The organism is Pseudomonas sp. PDM26 (assembly GCF_019219185.1).
Classification (GTDB): domain Bacteria; phylum Pseudomonadota; class Gammaproteobacteria; order Pseudomonadales; family Pseudomonadaceae; genus Aquipseudomonas.
On record NZ_JAHUWC010000001.1, the window covers coordinates 34,410 to 59,131 of the forward strand.

The 24,722-nt window shown below is 59.9% G+C and carries 25 protein-coding genes, 1 tRNA gene and 1 pseudogene; 11 read left to right on the plus strand and 16 right to left on the minus strand.

From position 1 onward, the window contains the following. Positions 1-240: 240 nt before the first annotated feature. The gene (locus tag KW849_RS00175; RefSeq protein ID WP_218426637.1) at positions 241-1,458 is read left to right on the plus strand and encodes an MFS transporter; all 1,218 of its coding nucleotides are present in this window, start codon (positions 241-243) and stop codon (positions 1,456-1,458) included. Positions 1,459-1,636: 178 nt separating this feature from the next. Here the strand turns inward: KW849_RS00175 and ychF are convergent, their stop codons facing one another. The 8 genes from ychF to KW849_RS00215 all read right to left on the minus strand — a co-directional run bounded on the left by ychF (position 1,637) and on the right by KW849_RS00215 (position 8,555). Next, complete coding sequence (gene ychF, locus KW849_RS00180) at positions 1,637-2,737, minus strand: redox-regulated ATPase YchF (RefSeq protein ID WP_218426638.1); 1,101 nt, start codon at positions 2,735-2,737, stop codon at positions 1,637-1,639. Between the two features lie 23 nt (positions 2,738-2,760). Then, positions 2,761-3,345, minus strand: a complete 585-nt coding sequence (pth, locus tag KW849_RS00185) for an aminoacyl-tRNA hydrolase (RefSeq protein ID WP_218426640.1) — start codon at positions 3,343-3,345, stop codon at positions 2,761-2,763. Positions 3,346-3,514: 169 nt separating this feature from the next. Further along, entirely contained in the window at positions 3,515-4,114 is a 600-nt protein-coding gene (locus KW849_RS00190) for a 50S ribosomal protein L25/general stress protein Ctc (protein WP_218426642.1), read from the minus strand. Positions 4,115-4,256: 142 nt separating this feature from the next. Continuing rightward, on the minus strand, positions 4,257-5,198 hold the full coding sequence (locus tag KW849_RS00195) for a ribose-phosphate pyrophosphokinase (RefSeq protein ID WP_003208392.1): 942 nt from the start codon (positions 5,196-5,198) through the stop codon (positions 4,257-4,259). A 46-nt stretch (positions 5,199-5,244) separates the two neighbouring features. Beyond that, positions 5,245-5,319, minus strand: a tRNA-Gln gene (locus tag KW849_RS00200). Positions 5,320-5,355: 36 nt separating this feature from the next. Next, positions 5,356-6,207 carry a 4-(cytidine 5'-diphospho)-2-C-methyl-D-erythritol kinase gene (gene ispE / locus KW849_RS00205; protein ID WP_108214858.1) on the minus strand — a complete coding sequence of 284 codons (852 nt, stop codon included), beginning with the start codon at positions 6,205-6,207 and terminating at the stop codon, positions 5,356-5,358. Between the two features lies 1 nt (position 6,208). Beyond that, positions 6,209-6,826 (minus strand): lipoprotein insertase outer membrane protein LolB, encoded by a 618-nt coding sequence (gene lolB / locus KW849_RS00210; protein WP_218426644.1) that lies wholly within the window; start codon positions 6,824-6,826, stop codon positions 6,209-6,211. A gap of 4 nt (positions 6,827-6,830) precedes the next feature. Next, positions 6,831-8,555 carry a tetratricopeptide repeat protein gene (locus KW849_RS00215; RefSeq protein WP_218426646.1) on the minus strand — a complete coding sequence of 575 codons (1,725 nt, stop codon included), beginning with the start codon at positions 8,553-8,555 and terminating at the stop codon, positions 6,831-6,833. Positions 8,556-8,888: 333 nt separating this feature from the next. On the opposite strand from KW849_RS00215, the gene hemA reads away from it, so the two are divergent. The 6 genes from hemA to KW849_RS00245 all read left to right on the plus strand — a co-directional run bounded on the left by hemA (position 8,889) and on the right by KW849_RS00245 (position 14,263). Further along, positions 8,889-10,178 (plus strand): glutamyl-tRNA reductase, encoded by a 1,290-nt coding sequence (gene hemA, locus KW849_RS00220; RefSeq protein WP_218426648.1) that lies wholly within the window; start codon positions 8,889-8,891, stop codon positions 10,176-10,178. Then, entirely contained in the window at positions 10,175-11,257 is a 1,083-nt protein-coding gene (gene prfA, locus KW849_RS00225; RefSeq protein WP_218426650.1) for a peptide chain release factor 1, read from the plus strand. The genes hemA and prfA overlap by 4 nt, the downstream gene beginning before the upstream one ends. Beyond that, a complete protein-coding gene (gene prmC / locus KW849_RS00230; protein ID WP_218426652.1) occupies positions 11,258-12,088 on the plus strand; it encodes a peptide chain release factor N(5)-glutamine methyltransferase in 831 nt (276 codons plus the stop codon). Continuing rightward, entirely contained in the window at positions 12,082-12,837 is a 756-nt protein-coding gene (locus tag KW849_RS00235; protein WP_218426654.1) for a molybdopterin-synthase adenylyltransferase MoeB, read from the plus strand. Before prmC ends, KW849_RS00235 begins: the two co-directional genes overlap by 7 nt. Next, on the plus strand, positions 12,830-13,621 hold the full coding sequence (murI, locus tag KW849_RS00240) for a glutamate racemase (RefSeq protein WP_218426656.1): 792 nt from the start codon (positions 12,830-12,832) through the stop codon (positions 13,619-13,621). The genes KW849_RS00235 and murI overlap by 8 nt, the downstream gene beginning before the upstream one ends. A 123-nt stretch (positions 13,622-13,744) precedes the next feature. Then, on the plus strand, positions 13,745-14,263 hold the full coding sequence (locus tag KW849_RS00245; protein WP_218426659.1) for an acyloxyacyl hydrolase: 519 nt from the start codon (positions 13,745-13,747) through the stop codon (positions 14,261-14,263). Positions 14,264-14,385: 122 nt separating this feature from the next. Here the strand turns inward: KW849_RS00245 and KW849_RS00250 are convergent, their stop codons facing one another. The 6 genes and pseudogenes from KW849_RS00250 to KW849_RS00275 all read right to left on the minus strand — a co-directional run bounded on the left by KW849_RS00250 (position 14,386) and on the right by KW849_RS00275 (position 19,244). Then, complete coding sequence (locus tag KW849_RS00250) at positions 14,386-14,691, minus strand: YkgJ family cysteine cluster protein (RefSeq protein WP_218426661.1); 306 nt, start codon at positions 14,689-14,691, stop codon at positions 14,386-14,388. A 99-nt stretch (positions 14,692-14,790) separates the two neighbouring features. After that, a complete protein-coding gene (locus tag KW849_RS00255) occupies positions 14,791-15,573 on the minus strand; it encodes an SDR family oxidoreductase (RefSeq protein ID WP_218426663.1) in 783 nt (260 codons plus the stop codon). Further along, a pseudogene (locus tag KW849_RS00260) lies at positions 15,570-15,668 on the minus strand (nuclear transport factor 2 family protein); the annotation flags it as partial. The gene KW849_RS00255 and the pseudogene KW849_RS00260, both read right to left, overlap by 4 nt. 2 nt (positions 15,669-15,670) lie before the next feature. Continuing rightward, positions 15,671-17,113 (minus strand): deoxyribodipyrimidine photo-lyase, encoded by a 1,443-nt coding sequence (phrB, locus tag KW849_RS00265; RefSeq protein WP_218426665.1) that lies wholly within the window; start codon positions 17,111-17,113, stop codon positions 15,671-15,673. Between the two features lie 21 nt (positions 17,114-17,134). Then, on the minus strand, positions 17,135-18,091 hold the full coding sequence (locus KW849_RS00270; RefSeq protein WP_218426667.1) for a MerR family transcriptional regulator: 957 nt from the start codon (positions 18,089-18,091) through the stop codon (positions 17,135-17,137). A 166-nt stretch (positions 18,092-18,257) separates the two neighbouring features. Then, positions 18,258-19,244 carry an NAD(P)/FAD-dependent oxidoreductase gene (locus KW849_RS00275; protein WP_218426669.1) on the minus strand — a complete coding sequence of 329 codons (987 nt, stop codon included), beginning with the start codon at positions 19,242-19,244 and terminating at the stop codon, positions 18,258-18,260. Between the two features lie 196 nt (positions 19,245-19,440). Here KW849_RS00275 and KW849_RS00280 point away from each other — a divergent pair, with 196 nt between their 5' ends. Both KW849_RS00280 and hemH read left to right on the plus strand, forming a co-directional pair. After that, positions 19,441-20,343 (plus strand): TIGR01777 family oxidoreductase, encoded by a 903-nt coding sequence (locus KW849_RS00280; RefSeq protein WP_218426672.1) that lies wholly within the window; start codon positions 19,441-19,443, stop codon positions 20,341-20,343. 13 nt (positions 20,344-20,356) lie between these two features. Continuing rightward, positions 20,357-21,379, plus strand: a complete 1,023-nt coding sequence (gene hemH, locus KW849_RS00285; RefSeq protein WP_218426674.1) for a ferrochelatase — start codon at positions 20,357-20,359, stop codon at positions 21,377-21,379. 139 nt (positions 21,380-21,518) lie between these two features. Here the strand turns inward: hemH and KW849_RS00290 are convergent, their stop codons facing one another. Beyond that, positions 21,519-22,793 (minus strand): uracil-xanthine permease family protein, encoded by a 1,275-nt coding sequence (locus tag KW849_RS00290; RefSeq protein ID WP_218426676.1) that lies wholly within the window; start codon positions 22,791-22,793, stop codon positions 21,519-21,521. Between the two features lie 2 nt (positions 22,794-22,795). After that, positions 22,796-23,434: a uracil phosphoribosyltransferase gene (gene upp, locus KW849_RS00295; protein WP_108214877.1), complete on the minus strand. Its 639-nt coding sequence runs from the start codon at positions 23,432-23,434 to the stop codon at positions 22,796-22,798. A 175-nt stretch (positions 23,435-23,609) separates the two neighbouring features. Here upp and KW849_RS00300 point away from each other — a divergent pair, with 175 nt between their 5' ends. Together KW849_RS00300 and KW849_RS00305 are read left to right on the plus strand one after the other, a co-directional pair. Beyond that, a complete protein-coding gene (locus KW849_RS00300; protein WP_008045996.1) occupies positions 23,610-24,167 on the plus strand; it encodes a hypoxanthine-guanine phosphoribosyltransferase in 558 nt (185 codons plus the stop codon). Between the two features lie 3 nt (positions 24,168-24,170). Beyond that, positions 24,171-24,644, plus strand: coding sequence for a WbuC family cupin fold metalloprotein (locus tag KW849_RS00305; RefSeq protein ID WP_218426678.1), 474 nt, complete (start codon positions 24,171-24,173; stop codon positions 24,642-24,644). The last annotated feature ends 78 nt before the right edge of the window (positions 24,645-24,722 follow it).

Genomic DNA, 24,722 nt, shown 5'->3' on the forward strand with positions numbered 1-24,722 from the left:
ACCCTTGTCCGCTCTGTAGGCCGACTCTGTAGCGAAACTTCCCATTGTCGGTCTCCTTTGTAAGGAGGCCGCGTTCAAGCCGAGAAGGAAGGCAAGATTCAGACCATGGCTTTGCGCCATCAAGGTTGTGGCGATGAAAAACGAAGGTCGTTAGCAGGCTAAGGGGATGGCGTTGCTGCACTGAAAAATGGCACATTGACGCACCTGCCCGTTTGCACCTCCTGTTGTCTGGAAACTCCCATGGCTATCAGCAACGCCCAGACCGGCTCAGTGCCGGCGTCCGCTACGCCCCAAAGCAGTCCCCTGGTGATGCGCATCATCGGCGCGGTAGCGCTGGCGCATTTGATCAACGACCTGATCCAGTCGGTGCTGCCGTCGATCTATCCGATGCTCAAGGCCAACTATGGCCTGACCTTCACCCAGGTCGGCCTGATCACCCTGACGTTCCAGTTGACGGCCTCGCTGCTGCAACCGTGGGTCGGTTACTACACCGACCGCCATCCCAAGCCGTGGCTGCTGCCGGCGGGGACAGTCTGCACCCTGGTCGGCATTCTGATGATGTCGGTGGTCGGTAGCTTCCCGTTGATTCTGCTGGCGGCGGGGCTGATCGGCATCGGGTCTTCAACCTTCCACCCGGAAGCCTCCCGCGTGGCGCGCCTGGCTTCGGGCGGGCGCTTTGGATTGGCGCAATCGACCTTCCAGGTCGGCGGTAACGCAGGCTCGGCGTTCGGCCCGTTGCTGGCGGCGGCGATCATCATTCCCTACGGTCAGGGGCAGGTGGCGTGGTTCGGCCTGTTCGCGGTGTTTGCGCTGTTCGTGCTCTACCGGATCAGCCGCTGGTACGCCAACCACTTGAACCTGTTCAAGCTCAAGCAAGGCCAGGCGGCGACTCACGGTCTGTCCAAGGGTCGAGTCACCAGTGCGCTGGTGGTACTCGGGTTGCTGGTGTTCTCCAAGTATTTCTACATGTCGAGCCTCACCAGCTACTTCACCTTCTACCTGATCGAGAAGTTCGACCTGTCGGTGGCCAGTTCGCAGTTGCACCTGTTCCTGTTTCTCGGCGCGGTCGCCGCGGGGACATTCTTCGGCGGGCCGATCGGCGACAGGATCGGGCGCAAGGCGGTGATCTGGTTCTCGATCCTCGGTGTTGCACCCTTCACACTGATGCTGCCCCATGTCGACCTGTTCTGGACCAGCATCCTCAGCGTAGTCATCGGCTTCATCCTCGCCTCGGCGTTCTCGGCCATCGTGGTGTACGCCCAGGAACTGGTGCCGGGTAATGTCGGGATGATCGCCGGAGTGTTCTTCGGCCTGATGTTCGGTTTCGGCGGGATTGGCGCGGCGTTGCTCGGCCATCTGGCGGACATTCATGGCATCGAATACGTGTACTACCTGTGTTCGTTCCTGCCGTTGTTTGGGGTGTTGGCGATCTTTTTGCCACGAACCAAAAAGGTCTGATCCGGCAAATCCTCTGTAGGAGCGAGCTTGCTCGCGATGGTGTGTCAGTCAGCGCGTGATTGTCTGATAGACCATCGCGAGCAAGCTCGCTCCTACAGGGAATTGGTGGGGTGTTGGAGGATTGTTTCGGGCACAAAAAAGCCGCGTATCAAACGCGGCTTTTTTGTGAGCGTATGGCTTAGACGTTGAAGCGGAAGTGCATCACGTCGCCGTCTTTGACGATGTAATCCTTGCCTTCCAGACGCCATTTACCGGCTTCCTTGGTACCGGCTTCGCCCTTGTACTGGATGAAGTCGTTGTAGGCGATCACTTCGGCGCGGATAAAGCCTTTTTCGAAGTCGGTGTGGATCACGCCAGCGGCTTGCGGTGCGGTGGCTCCGACGCGGACGGTCCAGGCGCGGACTTCTTCGACACCGGCGGTGAAGTAGGTCTGCAGGTGCAGCATTTCGTAGCCAGCGCGGATCACGCGGTTCAGGCCAGGCTCTTCGAGGCCCAGGGCTTCGAGGAACATGTCTTTCTCTTCGCCGTCATCGAGCTCGGCGATTTCCGCTTCGATCTTGTTGCACACCGGAACAACCACAGCGCCTTCTTCTTCGGCGATGGCTTTGACGATGTCCAGCAGCGGGTTGTTCTCGAAACCGTCTTCTGCGACGTTGGCGATGTACATGACCGGCTTGGTGGTCAGCAGGTGGAAGCCCTTGATCACCGCTTTTTCGTCGGCGCCCATGTTCTTCATCAGAGTGCGCGCTGGCTTGCCTTCGGTGAAGTGAGCGATCAGTTGCTCCAGCAGGCCTTTCTGGACCACTGCGTCCTTGTCACCGCCCTTGGCGTTGCGTGCGACTTTCTGCAGTTGCTTCTCGCAGCTGTCGAGGTCGGCGAAGATCAGTTCCAGGTCGATGATCTCGATGTCGCGTTTCGGGTCGACGCTGTTGGAAACGTGAATCACGTTCTCGTCTTCGAAGCAGCGGACCACGTGGGCGATGGCATCGGTTTCACGGATGTTGGCCAAAAACTTGTTGCCCAGGCCTTCACCTTTCGACGCGCCGGCGACCAGGCCAGCGATGTCGACGAATTCCATGGTGGTCGGCAGGATGCGCTTTGGATTGACGATGGCCGCCAGGGCGTCCAGGCGCGGATCCGGCATCGGCACGATACCGCTGTTGGGTTCGATGGTGCAGAAGGGGAAGTTCTCGGCCGCGATCCCGGACTTGGTCAGGGCGTTGAACAGGGTGGACTTGCCGACGTTAGGCAGGCCGACGATGCCGCAATTGAATCCCATGGTGTTTCCCCGAGGAGTTAGAGTCAGGCCTTCTGGCTGTGCAGGGTTTTCATCGCGCGGTTCCATTCCCCGGCGAGGATATCCGGCAGCACGCCGAGGGCAAAGTCGATGCTGGCATCGAGTTTTTCCTGTTCGGCGCGTGGCGCACGACCCAGGACGAAATTTGAAACCATACTGGCAACGCCCGGGTGGCCAATGCCAAGCCGCAAGCGATGAAAGGTATTCTGATTGCCCAGTTGCGCAATGATGTCGCGCAACCCGTTGTGACCGCCATGGCCGCCGCCCTGTTTGAGCTTGGCGACGCCGGGTGGCAGGTCGAGTTCGTCGTGCGCCACGAGGATTTCTTCAGGCGAGATGCGGAAGAAACCTGCCAGAGCTGCTACGGCCTGGCCGCTACGGTTCATGTACGTGGTGGGAATCAGCAGACGAACATCCTGACCCTGATGCGAATAGCGCCCGGTCAGGCCGAAATACTTGCGGTCCGCCACAAGGTTGACGCCTTGTGCGTTCGCGATGCGCTCAACAAAAAGGGCCCCTGCGTTATGCCGGGTCTGTTCGTATTCAGCGCCTGGATTTCCCAGGCCAACGATCAGTTTGATGGCAGTCACGATAGGGGCCCTTCATTGGAGTGGTGGATAACATCGCCGCAATCAGGGAGAGCGGCGAAAGTGGACGAAAATAGCTCATTTACCATGATGTAAACTCCGCGTTCTCGCCCGCTTTCTCGCTACGCTCTAGTCCGCGATGTTTCCGGTCACTCCGGCGTACAGAGTAAAATTACTCTGCAGCGCCTTCTGCAGCTTCTGGAGCAACACGTGGAGCGTGGACGTTGGCAACAGCCTTGTCATCGCCGTGTGCCAGGGCCACGAACTCAACGCCTTTAGGCGCCTTGAGGTCCGACAGGTGAATGATCGAACCGATTTCAGCGTTAGCCAGGTCGACTTCGATGAACTCAGGCAGATCTTTCGGCAGGCAGGTAACTTCGATCTCGGCAACAACGTGCGAGATTTCGCCGCCTTTCTTGGTCGGTGCTTCTTCGTTGATGAAGTGCACTGGAACGACAGCGGTCAGTTTCTGGCCAGCGACTACGCGTACGAAGTCAGCGTGCATCACGTGGCCTTTGGCCGGGTGACGCTGCAGGGCTTTGATCACGACGTTCTGCTTGGTGCCACCAACGTTCAGCTCGATGATGTGGCTGTAAGCCGCTTCGTTTTCGAGCAGTTTGGCAACTTCTTTGGCCAGCATGCTGATGGATTCAGGGGCTTTTTCGCCACCGTAAACTACAGCTGGAACCAGGCTTGCGAGACGACGCAGGCGGCGGCTCGCACCTTTCCCCAGGTCGGAACGCACTTCAGCATTCAGGGTAAAATCGTTCATGTTGTATCTCCAAAATAACCACATTCGCCCCAGCGTTTGCGACCAGCGCTAAAGGCGATATGGGCAAAAAAGCCCCGCCCCGACAGGAATGCCGGGGCGGGGCGCTTTTCGTCAACGAGACATTTCGAGAAGGGCAGGGCCCTTAGCGGAACATCGCGCTGATCGATTCTTCATTGCTGATGCGGCGAACCGCCTCGGCAACTACCGGCGCGATATCCAGTTGACGGATACGCGAGCAGGCTTGTGCAGCAGCGGACAACGGGATGGTGTTAGTCACCACCAGTTCGTCCAGCATGGAATTTTCGATGTTTTCGATCGCCCGACCGGACAGCACAGGGTGTGTGCAGTAGGCGAAAACCTTGGCAGCGCCATGCTCTTTCAGGGCCTTGGCCGCGTGGCACAGAGTGCCGGCGGTATCGACCATGTCATCGACCAGAATACAGGTACGCCCTTCGACATCACCGATGATATGCATCACTTCAGAGTGATTGGCTTTCTCACGGCGTTTGTCGATGATCCCGAGATCCACGCCCAGGGATTTGGCAACGGCACGTGCACGCACGACGCCACCAATGTCCGGGGACACGATCATCAGGTTTTCGAAGCGCTGATCTTCAATGTCATCCACCAGTACCGGGGAGCCGTAGATGTTATCTACCGGAATATCGAAGAAACCCTGGATTTGGTCAGCATGCAGATCAACCGTGAGAACACGGTCGATGCCGACTACGGTAAGCATGTCAGCCACGACTTTCGCGCTGATAGCCACACGTGCGGAACGCGGACGGCGATCCTGACGGGCATAACCAAAGTAAGGAATAACAGCAGTGATACGAGTAGCCGAGGAGCGGCGGAAGGCATCAGCCATCACAACCAGTTCCATCAGGTTATCGTTGGTCGGAGCGCAAGTCGGCTGAATAATGAAGACGTCTTTACCGCGGACGTTTTCATTGATCTCGGCTGTAATTTCGCCGTCGGAGAATTTACCGACAGAGATGTCACCGAGAGGGATATGCAGCTGACGTACGACACGCCGAGCCAGATCGGGGTTGGCGTTCCCCGTAAAGACCATCATCTTGGACACGCGCAGTACCTGAAGGCTGAGGGTAACCTGGATGAGTATAGGAAAATGGCAGGGGCGGCTGGATTCGAACCAACGCATGGCAGGATCAAAACCTGCTGCCTTACCGCTTGGCGACGCCCCTGTATCTGTTGCAACGATTACCCAGTAATCGGTTCCTTTAGAGCAGACTTCGCAGCTTGCGATGCAACATCGAAACGTTGCTTCCTTTTGCTACAAAACCTGTAAGGGTCTCTGTCAGAAGGGCCGAGACTTTATCAGCTTCAGCTTTGCTTGGGAAGCCCCCAAACACACAACTTCCAGTTCCGGTGAGTTTTGCTTCGGTAAATTTACCTAACAAATTCAAAGCGTTACGTACCTCTGGATAACGCCTTGTTACCACCGGCAAGCAGTCATTTCGACTGTTTCCCTTGGGAACGGGGCGCACTTTAATGGGAGGAGTGTTACGTGTCAACAACGGATCTGAAAAAATTTCTGCCGTACTTACAGAGACTTGCGGCACCAGCACGAGATACCACGGTTCTTCCGGGTCGACAGGGGTCAGTTTTTCCCCCACGCCTTCGGCGAAAGCCGCGTGGCCACGTACGAAAACCGGGACATCGGCGCCGAGCGTCAACCCCAGGCCAGCCAGGCGATCTTCATCCCAGCCCAATTGCCACAGGTGATTGAGGCCGAGCAGAGTCGTTGCGGCATTCGAGCTGCCGCCTCCAATGCCGCCGCCCATGGGCAGGATCTTGTCGATCCAGATATCGACGCCCAGCGAGCAAGCGGATTGCTCCTGAAGTTTTTTCGCGGCCTTGACGATCAGGTTGCTGTCGTGGGGGACGCCCGGGAATTCGGTGTGCAGGCGGATGACACCGTCATCGCGCAGGGCATAGGTGATTTCGTCGCCATAATCGAGAAACTGAAACATCGTCTGCAGTTCGTGGTAGCCGTCTTCGCGGCGCCCCAGGATGTGCAGCATCAAATTGAGTTTGGCTGGCGAAGGCAGTGTCAGGCGATTGTCTGGCATTTCACTGCCCCAATTTGCGTGGTTGCCAAGCCTTGATCACCAGTGTGACATCCAGGTCGGTGCCATGCAGTTTGATCCGTTCGGGCAGCCAGTAACCGTTCAGTTGGGTATATTCGGTGTACTCGACCTGCCAACCGTCCTGTTCGAGACTGGCCAAACGACTGTCGCCGTCCAGCGTCAGACGGCTTTTGCTGTCCGGAGACGGGAGCCCGCGCACCCACCAGGCCAGGTTTGACACCGGCAATTTCCAGCCCAACTGTTCTTCGAGCAGCACTTCCGGATTCGGTGCGTCGTACCGTCCCTGATTGGCGACTTCCAGCGACACCTTGCCCGGACGTCCGGTCAGGCGAGCTGCGCCACGGCCCAGTGGTCCGGACAGGCGAATGTCGTAGTAATCCTGACGCTGCAACCAGAACAGCGTGCCGCTGCCCGAATCTTTCGGTGCGCGAATGCCGATCTTGCCGTCGATCTGCCAGCCATCAAGGCCCGCAAGCTGCTGTTTGTGCTCTCGCCATTGGGCGGGGTTGCCGTGACCCTCGACTGATTCGCGGGGACCCAGGCCCGCGCAACCGGCGAGCAGGGCGATAAAACTGAAAACGATGAAATGGCGCAAAAACATAATCTTAAAGAGTCTCTGATCCGGTCAGGCGTTTGATGGTGCCGCGCAGGGTCGGGCTGTCGGGTTGTTCCTTGAGGAACTTGCCCCAGACCTGTTTGGCTTCGCGCTGTTTGCCGTTGGCCCACAGCACTTCGCCCAGGTGAGCGGCGACTTCCTGGTCGGGGAAGCGATCCAGGGCCTGGCGCAACAGGCGCTCGGCTTCGTCGAGATTGCCCATGCGATAATTCACCCAGCCAAGGCTGTCGAGTACCGCCGGGTCTTCCGGACTGATCTGGTGCGCCTGTTCGATCAGGGCCTTGGCTTCGGCGTAGCGTGTGGTGCGGTCAGACAGGGTGTAGCCAAGGGCGTTCAACGCCATGGCATTGTCCGGGTCGCGCTTGATGATCGCGCGCAGGTCTTTTTCCATCTGCGCCAGGTCATTGCGTTTTTCCGCCTGCATGGCTCGGGTGTAGAGCAGATTCAAGTCGTCCGGGTATTGCTGCAAGGCTTGTTGCAGCGTTTTCCAGGCCTTGTCGCCCTGGTTGTTGGCGGACAGGGTTTCGGCTTCGATCAGGTACAGCTGAATTGCATAATCGGGCTGCTCATCGCGCTCTGCCGCCAGCTTTCTTTGCGCTTCGGCGGTCCTGCCGTTGTTCATCAGGATGTCGGCCTGGCGCAATTGCGCCGGCAGGAAGTCACTGCCCGGGCCAACCCTGGCGTATTCGATCAGCGCGCCTTGCGGGTCGTTTTGTTCTTCGGCAATGCGACCGAGATTCAGGTGCGCCGAGTCGACGTGGCTCTCCCGGGCGATCAGGTCTTCCAGGTAACCTTTGGCCTCACTCCAGGCCTTGGCTTCCAGGCAGACCAGTGCCAGGGAGTAACGCAGTTCGTCGTCCTCCGGGTATTGCTGAACCAGGCTCGAGAACTCGGCCTTGGCATCGTCCATACGGTTCTGCTCAACCAGCATCCGCGCATAAGTCAGGCGCAGGCGCTTGTCGTCCGGGTATTTCTTGATGCTTTTTTGCAGCAGCGGCAAGGCCTCGTCACCGCGATTGAGGGTTTGCAGCAGGCGTGCGCGCAGCAGAATCGGGGCAATTTCGCCTTCGTCCGGCGGATTGTTTTCCAGCAGCTTCAGCGCGCCTTTGGTATCGCCATCCTGTTGCATCAGCAGCGCCTTGCCGAAAATCAGCTGGCTGTTGTCCGGATGACGCTGCAACAAACGGTCGAAGCTTTTCATCAAGCCGTTGCGGGTGTCCTGGTCGGTGTCGGCCGCGGACAGCGCGAGGAAGTCGAAATGCGTGTCGCCCTTGCCTTGCAGGACTTTCTCCATATAGACCATGGAGTCGTCATAACGTCCGGCGCGTGCCAGCTGCACGGCGGCGGCGCGTTGCGCTTCGAGGTCGTTGGGGGCGTTTTTGGCCCAGATCAGCGCGGTGTCCAGGGCTGCCTGATCGGCGCCCAGATATTCGGCGATACGGAATGCCCGCTCGGAAATGCCCGGATCCTGGGTGTTGATGGCCTGGGTCACATAGTTGTCCAGGGCAATGTCGTAACGATTGCGCTGGCCAGCCAGTTCGGCGCTCAACAGGCTGAAGATGGTTTCCTCGCTGAATGAGCTGTAGACCTTGGGCTTTTCAGGGGCCGGGGTGCTGTCTTCAACCGGCGACGTATGGTCCGACGGTACGGGTGCCAAGGCCTGGCAGCCGCTGAGGAAGACAAAGGCGAGGAGCAACGCGGAAGATCTATTCATATAGGAAGAGGACGACTAACCTGCGGTCGGATCATCATGACACAAGCGTTCGGCCAAACATAACCGGCCCGCCATTTTCGCATGCACACGGTCCCTGTAGGAGCTGGCTTGCCAGCGAAGGCAATGGTCCAGTCGACAGATTGGTTGTCTGTCCTGTCGTTTTCGCTGGCAAGCCAGCTCCTACAGGGATCGATGCATGCACATTGACTGTGTGTAAACGAGAACCGCTCGCAACGTCGACGTTGTCTACCGGCGCGATAGATATCGAGTGGTTGTTCTGATTCCGTCGAAGTAGGACAATTACCGGCTTCACGTCACCATCAGCGACTTTGAATGGCCTTCCTTGCACTCGGTATTAACCACAAGACTGCTTCAGTAGACGTCCGCGAGCGCGTGGCTTTTACCCCTGAGCAGCTGGTTGAGGCCTTGCAGCAGCTCTGCCGACTTACCGACAGCCGCGAAGCTGCGATCCTCTCCACCTGCAATCGCAGTGAACTCTATATAGAACAGGATCACCTGTCGGCGGACGTCGTGCTGCGCTGGCTGGCCGAATATCATCATTTGAGCTACGACGAGCTGCGCGAAAGCGCCTATGTGCATGAAGATGATGCGGCAGTTCGTCACATGATGCGGGTCGCTTCCGGGCTCGACTCACTGGTGTTGGGCGAACCGCAGATTCTCGGCCAGATGAAGTCGGCCTATGCCGTGGCCCGCGAGGCCGGCACCATCGGGCCGTTGCTCGGGCGGTTGTTCCAGGCCACGTTCAATGCGGCCAAGCAGGTGCGCACCGATACAGCCATCGGCGAGAATCCGGTGTCGGTGGCGTTTGCCGCGGTGAGCCTGGCCAAGCAGATTTTCAGCGACCTGCAACGCAGCCAGGCCTTGCTGATCGGCGCCGGAGAGACCATCACCCTGGTCGCCCGCCATCTGCATGAGCTGGGTGTAAAGCGTATCGTGGTGGCCAACCGTACCTTGGAGCGCGCCAGTATCCTGGCCGAACAGTTCGGTGCTCATGCGGTGTTGCTGTCGGATATTCCGGCGGAGCTGGTACGCAGCGATATCGTCATCAGTTCCACTGCCAGCCAATTGCCGATCCTGGGCAAGGGTGCAGTGGAAAGCGCCTTGAAACTGCGCAAGCACAAACCGATCTTCATGGTCGATATCGCCGTTCCGCGTGACATCGAGCCAGAAGTCGGGGAGTTGGACGACGTTTACCTCTACAGCGTCGACGATCTCCACGAAGTGGTCGCCGAGAACCTCAAGAGCCGTCAGGGCGCAGCCCAGGCCGCCGAAGAGATGGTTTCGGTCGGCGCCGAAGACTTCATGGTCCGCCTGCGTGAATTGGCGGCGGTGGACGTACTCAAGGCCTATCGTCAACAAAGCGAGCGCTTGCGCGACGAAGAGCTGCAAAAGGCCCAGCGCCTGTTGGCCAACGGCACCAGCGCCGAAGAAGTGCTGGTGCAGTTGGCGCGCGGCCTGACCAACAAACTGTTGCACGCACCGAGCGTGCAGTTGAAAAAGCTCTCTGCCGAAGGTCGCCTCGATGCGCTGGCGATGGCCCAGGAACTCTTTGCCCTCGGTGAGGGCTCATCGGATAGCTTTTCGGATAAAAAACCGCAATGAAAGCGTCACTGCTCAATAAGCTGGATATCCTCCAGGACCGTTTCGAGGAATTGACTGCCCTGCTGGGCGACGGCGAGGTCATTTCCGATCAGAACAAGTTCCGCACCTATTCCAAGGAGTACGCGGAAGTCGAACCGATCGTGGGCGTCTATAAAGAACTGCTGAAAGTGCAGGATGACCTCGAAGGTGCCCAGGCACTGCTCAAGGACAGCGACCCGGACATGCGTGAAATGGCCGTGGAAGAAGTCCGCGAGGCCAAGGAACGCCTTCTCGCGCTCGAAGCCGACCTGCAACGCATGCTGCTGCCCAAGGACCCGAACGACGGGCGCAACGTGTTCCTCGAAATCCGTGCCGGCACCGGCGGCGACGAGGCAGCGATTTTCTCTGGCGACCTGTTCCGCATGTATTCGCGGTACGCCGAGCGCCGTGGCTGGCGGGTGGAAATCCTCTCGGAAAACGAGGGTGAACACGGCGGCTATAAAGAGGTGATTGCCCGGGTCGAGGGCGACAACGTCTACGGAAAGCTCAAATTCGAGTCCGGTGCGCACCGCGTGCAACGGGTTCCGGCGACCGAATCCCAAGGCCGCATCCACACGTCGGCCTGCACCGTGGCGGTATTGCCCGAGCCGGATGAGCAGGAAGCCATCGAGATCAACCCGGCCGACCTGCGCATCGATACCTATCGCTCCTCCGGCGCCGGTGGCCAGCACGTCAACAAGACCGATTCGGCTATCCGCATCACGCACTTGCCATCCGGCATCGTGGTCGAGTGCCAGGAAGAACGTTCACAGCACAAGAACCGCGCCCGGGCGATGTCCTGGTTGTCGGCCAAGCTGAACGATCAGCAGACCTCCGCTGCGGCCAACGCCATCGCCAGTGAGCGCAAGTTGCTGGTCGGTTCCGGTGATCGCTCCGAGCGCATCCGCACCTACAACTTTGCCCAGGGCCGGGTCACCGACCACCGCGTCAACCTGACCCTGTATTCCCTCGACGAGATCCTCGCCGGCGGTGTAGATGCGGTGATCGAGCCGTTGCTGGCCGAATACCAGGCCGATCAACTGGCAGCGATAGGTGAGTAAATGACGATCATTGCCAGTTTGTTGCGCGCCGCCGATTTACCCGACTCGCCCACGGCGCGTCTGGATGCCGAATTGCTGCTGGCGGCGGCGTTGGGCAAGTCCCGCAGTTTCCTGCACACCTGGCCGGAGCGCATCGTGCCGAGCGAAGCGGCGCTGACGTTCGCCGAGTATTTGCAGCGCCGTCGCAACGGTGAGCCGGTGGCCTATATCCTCGGCCAGCAGGGTTTCTGGAAGCTGGATCTGGAAGTGGCACCGCACACATTGATCCCGCGCCCGGACACCGAACTGCTGGTGGAAGCCGCGCTGGAACTGTTACCGGCCACACCGGCGAAAGTGCTCGACCTCGGCACCGGCAGCGGCGCGATTGCCCTGGCCCTGGCCAGCGAACGTCCGGCCTGGAGCGTCACTGCCGTGGACCGGGTTCTGGAAGCCGTGGCCCTGGCCGAACGCAATCGCCAGCGCCTGCACCTGAACAACGCCACCGTGCTGAGCAGCCATTGGTTCAGTGCCCTGGAAGGTCTGCGTTTTCAACTGATCATCAGCAATCCGCCCTACATCGCAGCGGCCGATCCGCATCTGGTCGAGGGCGATGTGCGCTTTGAACCAGCCAGTGCCCTGGTGGCCGGTGTCGACGGGCTCGACGATCTGCGTCTGATCGTCGCCCAGGCGTCGGACCATCTCGATGCTGGCGGCTGGCTGATGCTCGAACATGGCTATGATCAGGCCGGGGCGGTCCGCGATTTGCTGCTGACCCGCGGGTTTGAAGAAGTCCACAGCCGCACCGATCTGGGCGGTCACCAACGCATCAGTCTGGGGCGCCTGCCGTGCTGAATGATCAGGAATTGCTGCGTTACAGCCGGCAGATTTTGCTGCAACACATCGATATCGACGGCCAGTTGCGGCTCAAGGGAAGCCGCGTATTGATCGTCGGTCTTGGCGGCCTTGGCGCGCCAGTGGCGCTGTATCTGGCGGCGGCCGGCGTTGGCGAGTTGCACCTGGCGGACTTCGACACGGTCGATCTGACCAACCTGCAACGCCAGATCATTCACGACACCGACAGCGTCGGCATGACCAAGGTCGATTCGGCGCTCAAGCGCCTGAGCGCGATCAATCCTGAAATTCAACTGATCGCCCATCGCGCGGCACTGGATGAAGACTCCCTGGCTGCCGTGGTGGCAGGCGTGGATCTGGTCCTCGATTGCTCTGACAATTTTTCCACCCGTGAAGCGGTCAATTCCGCATGTGTGGCGGCTGGCAAACCGCTGGTCAGCGGCGCAGCGATTCGCCTCGAAGGGCAGTTGTCGGTGTTCGATCCGCGTCGGCCGGAGAGTCCGTGCTACCACTGTTTATACGGGCACGGCAGCGAAGCCGAATTGACCTGTAGCGAGGCCGGCGTGGTCGGTCCGTTGGTGGGGCTGGTCGGCAGTCTGCAAGCGCTCGAAGCACTGAAGTTGCTGGCCGGATTCGGTGAGCCGCTGGTGGGGCGCCTGCTGTTGATCGATGCCTTGGGCACGCGCTTTCGCGAATTGCGGGTCAAGCGCGATCCGGGTTGCAGCGTTTGTGGGTCGAAACATGCGTGAAGCGCCGATTGGCGTGTTCGACTCCGGTGTCGGCGGGCTCTCGGTACTGGCCGAGATCCAGCGTTTGTTGCCCAATGAGACGCTGATGTACGTCGCCGACTGCGGGAATATTCCCTACGGCGAGAAAACCCCGGAATTTATCCAGCAACGTTGCAGCGTGATGGCTGAGTTCTTTCGGCAGCAGGGCGCCAAGGCCCTGGTGCTGGCCTGCAACACGGCGACGGTGGCCGGAGTCGCCGACTTGCGGCGCGACTATCCAGAATGGCCCATCGTCGGCATGGAGCCGGCAGTCAAACCGGCCGCCGCCGCAACCCGTTCCGGCGTGGTGGGGGTGCTGGCCACCACCGGTACCTTGCAGAGCGCCAAGTTCGCCGCGTTGCTCGACCGCTTCGCCACCGACGTGAAAGTGATCACCCAGCCCTGTCCAGGGCTGGTGGAGCTGATTGAAAGCGGCGACCTGCGCAGCCCCGAGTTGCGCCAGCTGTTGGCCGGGTATGTTCGGCCACTGCTGGCCGCCGGCGCGGACACCCTGATTCTCGGCTGTACCCATTACCCCTTTCTCAAGCCGTTGCTGCGGCAGATGATCCCCGATGACATCAGCCTGATCGACACCGGCGCCGCCGTCGCGCGCCAGCTTCAGCGGCTGCTGGCCGAAGGCGAACTGCTCGCCGAGGAGCCTGCCCGTGAAGCGCAGTTCTGGACCAGCGCCGATCCGGTTCATTTCAGAAATATCTTGCCGATACTGTGGAATACGGCTGGCATTGTGCGAAGCTTCAACAGGTAAGAAAGTCCAATGGAATCAAACGAAAAATTGGGGGAACTTCTGATAAATCGCCGATTTCCATAGCTTTGCAGGGCTGAGCAACAAAAAAAACCATACGAAATTGTTCGGAAAGGGAAGTTTCTAATGAAGCGACTATTCTGTTTGGCCGCGATTGCGGCCGCATTAATGGGGCACACCTTCACTGCGCAGGCGGCAGGTGTGGAGTTCGCGGTTGGTCAGACCAGTGATTCGACCATGACGTATCGACTGGGCATGCAGTTCGATTGGGACCAGAGCTGGTGGCAGAGTGACGTCGGTCGCGTGACCGGTTACTGGAGCGGCGCCTACACCTACTGGGAAGGCGACAAGACCTCCAGCACTAACAGCTTGTCGTTCTCCCCGGTATTCGTTTACGAATTTTCCGGCCAGAATGTCAAACCGTACGTTGAAGCGGGCATTGGCGTGGCGGCGTTCTCCAATACGCGAGTCGAAGACAACAACCTCGGCAGTGCCTTCCAGTTTGAAGACCGGTTCGGTTTTGGCCTGCGCTTCAATGGCGGCCACGAAGTCGGGGTCCGCGCGACGCACTATTCCAACGCCGGGCTCGCCAGTTCCAACGACGGTGTAGAAAGCTACTCGCTGCATTACACGTTGCCGTTGTAATGGCATCCCCCTGTAGGAGCGAGCCTGCTCGCGATGACGGTGTGTCAGTTGCCAGCTTAGTTGGCTGATAATCCGCAATCGCGAGCAGGCTCGCTCCTACAGGAGCTGTGTTGTTTTCCTGTTCAGCGATACGCCGTCGAAATCCCCTGGCGTTCGTCGATGCACTCCGGTGCACCCATCTCGAACTCCCGGCAGATCAGCGGGCGTTTTTCGTAGATGGTGCACATCATTGTGTTGCGATCCAGCGCAGCACACCAGCCGTCGTCCAGGCGCAGCATGACTTCCCCGCCCCAGTCATCGGTATCGATGAACCGTTCAGGCACACCCGTATTGGTGATCAGCATGACTTCGAGCTGACAGCAGCAGGCTGCGCAGGTCGAGCAAGTAACCGCGGGTTCCGCGATTTGCGTATGTGGGATGGTTTTCATGGCGCGCAGTGTAAGGCAGTCGCCGGGTGCTGTGTGAAAGGTCGGACGGACGCTCAAGTATCGGAACGTCCGCGATACCGCTGCCGATGATGGCGCTTTTCACGGTTGATCCTTGCTCGGTGGCTGGTTGCGCACCATGGGTTTGCCGATCTCCAGTTTCACTCGGTCCGGCAGTTTGGCGAGCGGCCAGAGGGTGGCCATGAACGCTGCCGGGAAAGCGATTTCCAGCGGGCGGTCCTTGAGTTTTTCGAAGATGTACCGTGCGGCTTTCTCCACCGGCCAGCTCAAGGGTATGGAGAAGTCGTTTTTCGCGGTCAGCGGCGTTTCGACAAACCCGGGGCTGATCACTGTGAGCTCTATACCTTCCGGGGCCAGGTCGATGCGCAGGGATTCGAACAGATAACGCAGCCCGGCCCTTGAGGTGCCGTAGGCTTCTGCCCTGGGCAACGGCAGGTAAGTCACCGTACTGGCCATGGCTACCATATGCGGTGCGATGCCGGCCCGCAGCAATGGCAGGGCGGCATCGATGCAATAGCTGCTGGCCAGCAGGTTAGTGCGCACCACATGCTCGACAATCGACGCATCGAACTGCTTGGCGTCCACGTACTCGCAGGTGCCGGCATTGAGTATCACGGTGTCCAGCGAGCCCCAGTCCTCGGCAATCTGCTCGCCGATCTCGCGCACGGTCTGGCTGTTGGTCAGGTCTCCGGCAAGCACCAGCACTTGCCCCGGGTAACGTAGCGATAAGTTTTTCAGTGGTGCCACGGTGCGCGAACTGACGGCCAGGTGCGCACCGGTTTTGAGGATTTCTTCGGCCAGGGCGGCACCGATGCCGCTGCTTGCACCCGTCAGCCAGTATCGTCGTGCGAGTGTCCGACTCATCCCAATCTCCTTTTCAGCCAGGCAATTGCCCGGCCCAATACGGGTAAATGTTCATAAAGCAAAGCCCCGGCATCAAAGTCATCCCGGTGGCGGTAATTCATGACCCAACGGCGGCGTATTGCCGCGAGGGCAGGTTTTTGAATGCCGTCAACGCACGTGTACGGGAAGCACTCAGGTCGATGATCGGTGAGGGGTAATCCACAATACCGAAAAGACCGCCGAGATTGGCAGGGTTGTGCACGTCTTTTTTATTCAATCCGGCCAGTTCCGGCAGCCATTGCTTGATGAACACGCCTTCGGGGTCGAATTTTTCCGACTGGCTCAGCGGGTTGAAAATCCGGAAGTAAGGTGCCGAATCGGTGCCGGTGGACGAACTCCACTGCCAGCCACCATTGTTCGCCGCCAGGTCGCCATCGATCAGGTGACGCATGAAAAAGCGTTCGCCTTCGCGCCAGTCGATCAGCAGGTTCTTGGTCAGGAACATCGCCACCACCATGCGCAGGCGGTTGTGCATCCAGCCGGTTGCCAGCAGTTGGCGCATGGCGGCGTCGATAATCGGCAAACCGGTACGCGCCTGTTGCCAGGCGGCCAGTTCTTCGGGTGCGTTGCGCCAGGCCAATGCTTCGGTTTGCGGACGAAACGCGCGGTGTCGGGAAACCCGAGGGTAGCCCACCAGGATGTGTTTGTAGAACTCGCGCCACAGCAGTTCGTTGATCCAGGTGACGGCGCCAGTCTTGCCACTTTCGAATTCACCTTGATTGCTGTTCAAGGCCGCGTGCAGGCATTGGCGCACAGAAATCACCCCGGCGACCAGATAGGCCGAGAGCTGACTGGTGCCGGGCTTCGCCGGGAAATCCCGTTCGCTTCGATAGCGCTCGATCTGCACATCGCTAAAGCTGTCGAGGCGATGCCGGGCTTCGGTTTCGCCCGCCGGCCACAGGTCGCGCAGGTTCTCATCGGGCGTTGCGAAGCCGTCGACACTCGCGGGGATCGCATCGCTGGCAATGTTCAGCGACGCTTGTTTGTGCGGCGCGCAGACCAGGCTGGGCAGCGAGTGGTGCAGTCGTTCGTAGCAGACTTTGCGGAACTGGCTGAAGACCTGAAAGTAAGTGCCGGTGCGGGTCAGCACGCTCCCGGGCTTGAACAGCAACTGATCGAGGTAGCGGCGAACTTCGATGCCTTCGTCCTTTAGCGTCTGGGTGACGGCTGCATCGCGCCGGGATTCGTGGATGCCATACTCTTCGTTGAGGTACACAGCGTCGATCTGCAACTGTCGGCACAGGTTCAGCAATACACTGGGTGCGTCATTCCAGCGAGGTGCCAGGCGGACCAGCAGGGGAATGTTCAGTTGACCCAGTTCGCGGCTCAACTCGCGCAGGTTACGCAGCCAGAAGTCCACTTTGCAGGGCGCATCGTCGTGTTCCAGCCATTGTCCCGGGCTCAGCAGAAACACCGCCACGCACGGGCCGCGAGCCGCGGCAGCCGAGAGGGCGGTGTTGTCATGCAGGCGCAAGTCGCTGCGCAGCCAGATCAATTGCATGCGGGTGTCCACTCGATCCATTTAAATCAGCCCGCGCTGAACGAGTGCCTGATGTGCCGACAGCGGGTCTTCGGCCAGGTACAAATCAGCGATCTGGGCAGTACTGACGGACAACTCGGTGTGGTGGATGCATACCGTTGGTCCGGCAATCATTTTTGGGCAACTGATGCCTTTGAAAAGTTTCAGCAACTGCGCCGGATTCTGGGCTTTGCTTGAGTACAGCAGAACCCCGCGGGGTTGTAGAAGTTCGACCGCCAATGCCAGTTCTCCGACAGGCAGCGGCCAATCGAAGACCTCCACCGGGCAATCCGCGCTGCTGATCATCCAGGCTGTCAGCCAAAGGTGCGGCTCCATGGGCAGGTCCGAGTGGTTGACCAGCAGTAGCGGCGCAGTGCGCAACTGACGATTGTTGTGGTAGATGCGCGCACCGAACTTGCTGCGCAGCCAGGCACAAAAAAAGCCCCGCTCCATCTGCGCCCCGAACTGGCCTTGCCAGCGTTGCTCCAGAGCGGACAGCAAGGGCATCAGCAATTGCTCGCACAGGGTTCGCGGCGGATACAGCGCCATCGCCTGATTGACGCTGTCATCCAGGGCACGTTCCTGCAATCGGCTGACCGCCTGCAGCAACGTTTGCAGCAGGATGTGCCAATCGTTGTCGACGGACTCGCTGAAGGCTGGCGGCGTGTCGAGCAATGGCTTGACCTGGCTGACGGCAACGCCACGATCGAGCCAGGTGAGGATGGCCTTGATACGCTGTATATGGTCGGCCGAGAACAACCGATGCCCCTTGGGTGTGCGCAGCGGAACGATCAGACCGTAGCGCCGCTCCCAGGCGCGCAAGGTCACGGCATTGACCCCGGTTTGCCGCGCCACTTCACGGATCGGCAGCCAGCCTTCGTCCAACGCCTTTTTTAAGTCATCGCCGAGGTCTTCGTGGACGCTGATGGCGATTTTCGGTTTGGCGAGGACGTGGGGCATCGGAGTACCTCGAATCTGACGCTGTGCAGACGGTCGAGTCTGTACAAGATAACTTCATCATAGATTCGAAGTTGTACAAGTCAAATTTTATGTACAGGTTTTTGGTGGTGCAATGCCCCTGTAGGAGCTGCCGAAGGCTCGGGCCGCGTTCGGCAGCTCCTACGGTTCATTGGAGGTGCGCATGCAAACGGCGCGCGGCTTCCTGACCGCTGAGCCAGGCCCCTTCGACGCGCCCGGACAGGCACCAGTCGCCACAGGCGTACAGCCCCAGGTCGGCATCGGCCAGGGTGCCCCATTCGTGACTGTTGGCGGGGCGGGCGTAGAGCCAGCGGTGGGCGAGGCTGAAGGTCGGTGCGGGCATGGAATCGTGCAGCAGTTCGGCGAAGGCGCCATGCAGTTGTTCGATCACGGCTTCCTTGGGCAGGTCAATGTGCTGGCGACTCCAGGCGCTGGTGGCGTGCAGCACCCAGGTGTCGAGGGTGTTGTCGCGCCCGGGTTTGCTGCGGTTGCGGGCCAGCCAGTCGAGTGGGCTGTCCTGGACGAAGCAGCCTTCCATGGGCGTTTCCAGCGGTGTTTCGAAGGCCAGGGCGATGGCCCAGGTCGGGTCCATTTTCACCCCGGCAGCGGCACCCGCGAGTTTCGGCGCTGTTGCCAGCAGAGCCGTGGCCTGTGGGGCCGGCGTGGCGATGACCACGTGGCTGAACGGTCCGTGGGTGAAGCCCTCGGCGTCCTGCAGGTGCCAGTGCTCTTCACCGCGATAGACCTCGGTGATACGGCAGGCGAAATGCACTTCAAGGTCACCGAGCAGGGCGCGGGTGATGGCACTCATATGCGGCGTGCCGACCCAACGGGTCTGCTCGTCCGGCGACAGGTTAAGCTGGCCGCCATGATAGGTGTACAGCTGCGGCGTCCACTCGGCGACCCAACCCTCGGCTTGCCAGCGCTGGACTTCGGTGACAAAGCGCCGGTCACGGGCGGTGAAATATTGCGCGCCCATGTCCAGCGCCCCCGCATCGCTGCGCTTGCTCGACATGCGCCCGCCACTACCGCGGCTTTTATCGAATAATTGAACCACATGCCCGAGGTCAGTCAGAGCCTGGGCGGCGGAGAGTCCGGCAATGCCGGTGCCAATGATTGCGATAGGTACAGTCATAGGTGCCTCGTTTACCTTTCTGTACAGACTACGCCGGGGTTCAAACCTGTACAATATTGTTTTTTGGTATAACTTTTAGCGTTCTTGTTCTGACAGCTTGGCCTATTGTTAAACATAGAGCCTGCTCGATACCAAAGATCCCTGCTTATAAAAATAGACTAATGGACAGGGTAAAACGCCACGCGAGGAAGAAGTCATGCACATATTGCTGACCGGCGGTACTGGTTTGATAGGACGTCAGCTTTGCCGGCACTGGTCGGCTCAGGGATATCGCCTGACAGTCTGGAGTCGTCAGCCTGAAAAAGTCGCGAAAATATGTGGTGCCCAAGTGCGTGGAATTGCCCGGCTGGAGGATCTGGGGCAGGAGCCGGTGGATGCAATCGTCAATCTGGCCGGAGCGCCGATTGCCGACCGACCCTGGACGCACAAGCGAAAAGCCTTGTTGTGGAGCAGTCGCATCACGCTCACCGAAACCCTGCTGGCGTGGCTCGAAAGTCGCGAGCAGAAACCCCAGGTCCTGATTTCCGGTTCGGCTGTCGGCTGGTATGGCAACGGCGGCGAGCGTGAACTGACCGAGAATTCGGGGCCGATCAGTGAAGACTTCGCCAGCCAGTTATGCATCGCCTGGGAGGAGACTGCACAGCGGGCCGAAGCGATGGGCATTCGCGTCATTCACATCCGTACCGGGTTGGTGCTGTCGGCGGAGGGTGGCTTTTTGTCGCGGCTGTTACTGCCGTTCAAACTGGGGCTGGGAGGGCCGATCGGCAACGGCCGGCAGTGGATGCCGTGGATTCATGTCGACGATCAAATCGCCCTCATTGATTTTCTTCTGCATCGCAACGAGGCCAGCGGTCCCTATAATGCGTGCGCGCCCAAACCGGTGCGCAACCGCGAGTTTGCCAAGGCGTTGGGCGACGTGCTGCATCGCCCGGCGTTCATGCCGATGCCGGCCTTCGCATTGAAGGTGGGGCTAGGCGAGTTGTCCTTGCTGTTGCTGGGCGGCCAGCGCGCCACCCCGGTGCGTTTGTTGCAGGCTGGTTTCACTTTTAAGTTCATGGATTTGCGCGCGGCTCTGGACGATCTGTCCAGTCGCCTTTGAAATAGGACGTTGCATGACCGATCACGCGTTGCTTCTGGTCAACCTGGGCTCACCTGCCTCCACCTCGGTGGCGGATGTGCGCAGCTACCTCAACCAATTTCTGATGGACCCGTACGTGATCGACCTGCCATGGCCGGTTCGACGCTTGCTGGTATCGCTGATCCTGATCAAGCGGCCCGAGCAGTCGGCCCATGCTTATGCCTCGATCTGGTGGGACGAGGGCTCACCGCTGGTGGTGCTCAGCCGTCGTTTGCAACAAGCCATGACCACCCAGTGGCACCACGGCCCGGTCGAACTGGCCATGCGTTACGGCGAGCCTTCGATCGAATCGACACTGGTTCGCATGGCTGGGGCGGGGCACAAGCGAATCACGCTGGCACCGCTATATCCACAGTTCGCCGACAGCACCACCACCACGGTCATCGAGGAAGCCAAACGCGTGGTGCGCGAGAAAAACCTCGACGTACAGCTTTCGGTGCTGCAACCGTTCTACGACCAACCGGAATACCTCGATGCGCTGGTGGCCACGACCCGGTCCTATCTGGAGCAGGATTTCGATCATTTGCTGATGAGCTTTCACGGCCTGCCGGAACGGCATCTGAAGAAGCTCAACCCCGGTCACAGCTTCGAGGGTGGTGGTGATTGCTGCGCCGGGGCGCCGCCGGAGGTGGTCGCCACCTGTTATCGCGGCCAATGCCTGCGCACGGCGGCAGAGGTCGCCAAGCGTTTGGGGCTGCCGGAGGGCAAGTGGTCGGTGTCGTTCCAGTCGCGTCTGGGGCGGGCCAAATGGATCGAACCCTACACCGAAGCGCGTCTCGATGAGTTGGCCAAAAGCGGCGTGAAAAAGATTCTGGTGATGTGCCCGGCGTTCGTTGCCGATTGCATCGAGACACTGGAAGAGATCGGTGATCGCGGCAAGGAGCAATTCCGCGCAGCGGGAGGGGAGGACCTGGTGCTGGTGCCGTGCCTCAACGATGACCCGCATTGGGCGCGGGCGTTGAGTGCGTTGTGCGAGCGTGCGCCGTTGGTGCTGTAGGAACACAATTTGTGGCGAGGGAGCTTGCTCCCGCTTGAGCGCGTAGCGGTCACAACATTTGCATTGACTGCAAAAAAATGGGGTCGCTTCGCAACCCAGCGGGAGCAAGCTCCCTCGCCACAGGGTGTTGCGTGAGGCTTTAGATCAGCGGCTCCTGCGCCTTCTTGTGCTTCCAGCTGTCATTGCCCGGCAGAATCAGGTTCAAGCCAATCGCCACCACTGCGCACAGCGCAATGCCTTTAAGGCCGAAATCGTCCGGCCCGGTGCCGGTGCCGATCAGCACGCCGCCGATCCCGAACACCAGGGTCACCGAAACAATCACCAGATTGCGTGCCTCGGCCAGATCGATCTTGTGGCGGATCAGCGTGTTCATCCCCACCGCCGCGATCGAACCGAACAACAGGCAGAGAATCCCGCCCATCACCGGTACCGGAATGCTTTGCAGCAGTGCACCGAACTTGCCGATGAACGCCAGGCTGATGGCGAAGATCGCCGCCCAGGTCATGATTTTCGGGTTGTAGTTCTTGGTCAGCATGACTGCGCCGGTCACTTCGGCGTAGGTGGTGTTGGGCGGGCCGCCGAACAGACCGGCCGCCGTGGTGGCAATGCCGTCGCCGAGCAGGGTGCGGTGCAGGCCAGGTTTCTTCAGGTAATCGCGACCGGTCACGCTACCCACGGCAATCACGCCGCCGATGTGTTCGATGGCCGGAGCCAGGGCTACCGGAACGATGAACAGGATCGCCTGCCAGTTGAATTCCGGCGCGGTGAAGTTCGGGATGGCGAACCAGGGTGCCGCTGCAATCTTCGCGGTATCGACCACGCCGAAGTAGAACGCCATCGCAAAACCGACCAGCACGCCGGAGATGATCGGAACCAGGCGGAAGATGCCCTTGCCGAAAACCGCGACGATCAGCGTGGTCAGCAGTGCGGGCATCGAGATCATCATCGCCGTCTGGTAATGAATCAATTCACTGCCGTCGCCGGCCTTGCCCATGGCCATGTTGGCGGCAATCGGCGCCATGGCCAGGCCGATCGAGATGATCACCGGTCCGATCACTACCGGCGGCAGCAGGCGATCAATGAAACCGGTGCCTTTGATCTTCACCGCGAGGCCGAGGAATGTGTAGACGAAACCCGCCGCCATCACACCGCCCATGGTCGCGGCGAGGCCGAACTGGCCCTTGGCGAGAATGATCGGGGTGATGAAGGCAAAGCTCGATGCCAGGAACACCGGCACCTGACGCCCGGTGACGATCTGGAACAGGATCGTCCCCAGGCCGGCCGTGAACAGCGCCACGTTCGGGTCAAGGCCGGTGATCAGCGGCATCAACACCAGGGCACCGAAGGCCACGAACAGCATCTGTGCGCCGGATAGCACCGTGCGCCAGAGCGGATCGTTGAACTCTTGCTGCATGCTCACGCGTCCTTCTGCTTGGTGCCGAAGATCTTGTCACCGGCATCGCCAAGCCCTGGGATGATGTAGCCGTGCTCGTTCAGTTTTTGATCAATGGAGGCGGTGTAGATGATCACGTCCGGGTGAGCTTTCTCTACGGCGGCGATGCCTTCTGGCGCGGCGACCAGCACCATGGCGCGGATGTCCTTGCAGCCGGCTTTTTTCAGCAGGTCGATGGTGGCTACCATCGAGCCGCCGGTGGCGAGCATCGGGTCGATGATCATGGCCAGGCGTTCGTCGATTTCCGGTACCAGTTTTTCCAGATAGGTGTGGGCTTCGAGGGTTTCCTCGTTACGGGCCACGCCGACGGCGCTGACTTTGGCGCCTGGGATCAGGCTGAGTACGCCTTCGAGCATGCCGATGCCGGCGCGCAGGATTGGCACCACGGTGATTTTCTTGCCGGCGATTTTCTCGACCGATACGGTGCCGCACCAGCCTTCGATATCGTAGGATTCCAGCGGTAGGTCTTTGGTAGCTTCATAGGTCAGCAGGGCGCCGACTTCCTGAGCGAGCTCACGGAAATTCTTCGTGCTGATGTCTGCGCGGCGCATAAGGCCAAGTTTATGACGGATCAGCGGGTGGCGGATCTCATGAATGGGCATGGGGAAAGGCTCCGGCGGCGGGCAAAAAAACCGGTCTAGATTAATCTATCCGAGGGTGTTGTCCTATAGACATACAGTACGTTAGTCCACAAAGGCTTGATCTGGCCTCGCTTGATGCGTACCTTTGCCCGCTTTTCCGAATCCGTCCCTCCCCTCAAACCCCCTGGAGAGCGCCATGTCCGCTGATCTCGAGCATATCCGTCAAATCATGCGAGAGGCTGACTGCCTGTACACCGAAGCTGAAGTCGAGGCGGCCATCGCCCGCGTCGGTGCACAAATCAACGATCAACTGGCGGACAGCAATCCGGTGGTGTTCTGCGTGATGAACGGCGGGCTGATTTTCTCCGGCAAGCTGCTGACCTATCTGCACTTCCCGCTGGAAGCGTCCTACCTGCACGCCACCCGCTATCGCAACGAAACCAGCGGCGGCGACCTGTTCTGGAAAGCCAAGCCGGAAGTGTCCTTCATCGACCGTGATGTGCTGATCATCGACGACATCCTCGACGAAGGTCACACCCTGGGCGCGATCATCGACTTCTGCAAACACGCTGGCGCACGTAAAGTGCACACCGCCGTGCTGATCGACAAAGACCACGACCGCAAGGCCCGTCCGGACCTCAAGGCCGATTTCGTCGGTCTGCCGTGCATCGACCGCTACATCTTCGGTTACGGCATGGACTACAAAGGCTACTGGCGTAACGCCAACGGGATTTTTGCCGTTAAAGGAATGTAAGACATGGATACGCCTCGCTTTCTGGATCAGACCTTGTTCGCCGAGCTGGCCGGGAAAGCCGCGGCCAATCCTCGTGGGCGTCAGCATCACAACTTCCATCAGATGGAAGACGCATGCCATCGCATGGCGGTGGGGCTGCAGCCGTCCACGTATATCCCGCCTCACCGGCATTTGGGCGACAACAAGGCCGAAACCCTGTTGGTCCTCAAGGGCCGGCTGGGTGTGTTGATCTTCGATGAGACCGGTGCGGTGCTGAGCAAGACGGTTCTGCAGGCTGGCGGTGACTGTGTCGGCGTGGACCTGCCTACGGGCGTGTTCCATGGCCTGGTGGTGCTCGAAGCCGACAGCCTGATGTTCGAGTGCAAGGCGGGTCCCTATCGTCCGGTCGGCGAAGGTGAGCTGGCTCACTGGGCGCCGCGTGAAGGCGAACCTGGTGTGGCCGAGTATCAGGCCTGGATGCGCGCGCAGTTCGATTGATACATGCCTTCTGTAGGAGCGAGCTTGCTCGCGATGGGCGTGAGCGATAACGCGTGCTGTCTGGAAGCATGCGTCGCC

Bases quoted from the DNA above. Each gene is read 5' to 3' on its own strand.
- KW849_RS00175 (WP_218426637.1), top strand. From the start codon at position 241: ATGGCTATCAGCAACGCCCAGACCGGCTCAGTGCCGGCGTCCGCTACG.
- ychF (WP_218426638.1), bottom strand. From the start codon at position 2,737: ATGGGATTCAATTGCGGCATCGTCGGCCTGCCTAACGTCGGCAAGTCC.
- KW849_RS00190 (WP_218426642.1), bottom strand. From the start codon at position 4,114: ATGAACGATTTTACCCTGAATGCTGAAGTGCGTTCCGACCTGGGGAAA.
- ispE (WP_108214858.1), bottom strand. From the start codon at position 6,207: ATGCCAGACAATCGCCTGACACTGCCTTCGCCAGCCAAACTCAATTTG.
- lolB (WP_218426644.1), bottom strand. From the start codon at position 6,826: ATGTTTTTGCGCCATTTCATCGTTTTCAGTTTTATCGCCCTGCTCGCC.
- KW849_RS00215 (WP_218426646.1), bottom strand. From the start codon at position 8,555: ATGAATAGATCTTCCGCGTTGCTCCTCGCCTTTGTCTTCCTCAGCGGC.
- hemA (WP_218426648.1), top strand. From the start codon at position 8,889: ATGGCCTTCCTTGCACTCGGTATTAACCACAAGACTGCTTCAGTAGAC.
- prfA (WP_218426650.1), top strand. From the start codon at position 10,175: ATGAAAGCGTCACTGCTCAATAAGCTGGATATCCTCCAGGACCGTTTC.
- prmC (WP_218426652.1), top strand. From the start codon at position 11,258: ATGACGATCATTGCCAGTTTGTTGCGCGCCGCCGATTTACCCGACTCG.
- murI (WP_218426656.1), top strand. From the start codon at position 12,830: ATGCGTGAAGCGCCGATTGGCGTGTTCGACTCCGGTGTCGGCGGGCTC.
- KW849_RS00245 (WP_218426659.1), top strand. From the start codon at position 13,745: ATGAAGCGACTATTCTGTTTGGCCGCGATTGCGGCCGCATTAATGGGG.
- KW849_RS00250 (WP_218426661.1), bottom strand. From the start codon at position 14,691: ATGAAAACCATCCCACATACGCAAATCGCGGAACCCGCGGTTACTTGC.
- KW849_RS00255 (WP_218426663.1), bottom strand. From the start codon at position 15,573: ATGAGTCGGACACTCGCACGACGATACTGGCTGACGGGTGCAAGCAGC.
- phrB (WP_218426665.1), bottom strand. From the start codon at position 17,113: ATGCAATTGATCTGGCTGCGCAGCGACTTGCGCCTGCATGACAACACC.
- KW849_RS00270 (WP_218426667.1), bottom strand. From the start codon at position 18,091: ATGCCCCACGTCCTCGCCAAACCGAAAATCGCCATCAGCGTCCACGAA.
- KW849_RS00275 (WP_218426669.1), bottom strand. From the start codon at position 19,244: ATGACTGTACCTATCGCAATCATTGGCACCGGCATTGCCGGACTCTCC.
- KW849_RS00280 (WP_218426672.1), top strand. From the start codon at position 19,441: ATGCACATATTGCTGACCGGCGGTACTGGTTTGATAGGACGTCAGCTT.
- hemH (WP_218426674.1), top strand. From the start codon at position 20,357: ATGACCGATCACGCGTTGCTTCTGGTCAACCTGGGCTCACCTGCCTCC.
- KW849_RS00290 (WP_218426676.1), bottom strand. From the start codon at position 22,793: ATGCAGCAAGAGTTCAACGATCCGCTCTGGCGCACGGTGCTATCCGGC.
- upp (WP_108214877.1), bottom strand. From the start codon at position 23,434: ATGCCCATTCATGAGATCCGCCACCCGCTGATCCGTCATAAACTTGGC.
- KW849_RS00300 (WP_008045996.1), top strand. From the start codon at position 23,610: ATGTCCGCTGATCTCGAGCATATCCGTCAAATCATGCGAGAGGCTGAC.
- KW849_RS00305 (WP_218426678.1), top strand. From the start codon at position 24,171: ATGGATACGCCTCGCTTTCTGGATCAGACCTTGTTCGCCGAGCTGGCC.